Origin of the sequence: Bifidobacterium aesculapii (assembly GCF_001417815.1) — a bacterium.
Classification (GTDB): domain Bacteria; phylum Actinomycetota; class Actinomycetes; order Actinomycetales; family Bifidobacteriaceae; genus Bifidobacterium; species Bifidobacterium aesculapii.
In genome coordinates this window covers 1-1,628 of the sequence record NZ_BCFK01000005.1, presented here as the reverse complement: position 1 = coordinate 1,628, position 1,628 = coordinate 1, and the positions used below count along the sequence as shown (strand labels likewise).

Annotated in this window: 2 protein-coding genes; both read right to left on the bottom strand. The window is 60.0% G+C overall.

From position 1 onward, the window contains the following. Positions 1-638: carbohydrate ABC transporter permease (locus BFAL_RS01315; RefSeq protein WP_169787181.1), on the bottom strand; the 638-nt coding region annotated here is incomplete at its 3' end. A gap of 5 nt (positions 639-643) precedes the next feature. Beyond that, complete coding sequence (locus tag BFAL_RS01310) at positions 644-1,582, bottom strand: carbohydrate ABC transporter permease (protein WP_055426656.1); 939 nt, start codon at positions 1,580-1,582, stop codon at positions 644-646. Between the last annotated feature and the right edge of the window lie 46 nt (positions 1,583-1,628).

The window sequence follows — 1,628 nt, the reverse complement described above, 5'->3', positions numbered from 1 at the left end:
AATTCGGTCGGCACCGCCTGCTCCGAGAAGATCCACATCAGGTACAGGCCGAACGGGCTGATCAGCGACGGGATGATCATGGCCCACGGCGTGTTCGTCAGCCCGAGCTTGGCGAACAGCAGGAACTGCGGCACCGCCAGCGCGATGCCCGGCACCGAAATGCTGCCGATGATGACCGCGAACACGGCCTTGCGGCCCGGGAACCGGAACTTCGCCAACGCGTACCCGCCCATGATCGCCAGCAGGGTCGCGCCGCCCGCGCCCACCACCACGTACAGCAGCGTGTTCACCAGCCACCGGCCGAAGATCCCGTCCTGATACGTGAACACCGTCACGATGTTGTCCCACAGGGCGAAGCTATGCCCGAACCCCAGACCGAACGTGGACGTGAAGTCCGCCTGCGTCTTCGTCGCGTTGATCACCAGATACACGAACGGGAACAGGCAGTACACCGCGAACACCGCGCACACCACCGTCATCCACACGCTGCGCCGCGGATTGCTCACGTTCGCGAACCCGCTCCTCTGCGCACGCCGGCGCTCCGCCGCCTCATCCCTGGCGATCCGCCTCTGACGCGCCCGCTCGGCACGCCTCGCGGCCTTCTCCTGCTCGCGCACCGACTGCGCGGAAATGGTCACGCCACTCACTTCATCTGCTCCTTCATGCTCCGCAACTGCACCGCATACGCGATCGCCATCGTGATCACCGCCATCACGATCGCCAACGCCGCCGCGTAATTCGCCTGGTTACCCGAGAACGACAGGTTGTACGCATACATGTTCGGCGTGTAATACGTCGTGATCGCATTGCCCGGCACCATCGACTGCAAGATCGAAGGCTCGTTGAACAACTGGAACGAACCGATAATGCTGAAGATCACCGTGATCGCCAACGACCCCTTCAACTCCGGCAGCTTGATCGACTTCACGATCTGCCACTCCGACGCGCCGTCGATGCTCGCCGCCTCATACAAGGAATGCGGGATCGTCGACAACGAACTGTAGAAGATCAGCATGTTGTAGCCCGTGAACTCCCACGTGTTGATGTTCCCGATCGACGCCAGCAACACATTCGGCGAGAACATGTCCACATCCGTGCCCAGGAAATCGTTCAACGACCCCACCAGACCATACTTCGCGCCATACACGAAACCCCAGATCAGGGTGGACACCACCGCCGGCACCGCATACGGCAGGAACGTCGAGATACGGAAGAACTTCGTACCATGCAGCTTCATCGAATCGATCGCCAACGCCATCGCCGCGGCCAGGAACAACATGATCGGCACCTGCACCACCGTGAACAACGCCACACGACCCACACTCGACCAGAACTGCTGATCACCCATCAACTTCGCGTAATTCGCCAAACCAACGAACTGCGTCCCACCGATCATCTGCTTCTTAAAGAAACTGATATACACCGCATACACGATCGGAATGATGAACACAAACACGAACACCACCGAAAACGGCCACATGAACTTCCAACCACGCCAATCCGGCTTATGCCGATTCACACGCGCCACTGTGGCATGACGCGCGGAGGCGGCGGCTGGCACCGTTCCCTGCACCGAAGTCATAACTACAACCCCTCTTCCTTGAACGAGCTATGCACTGCGTTTAATT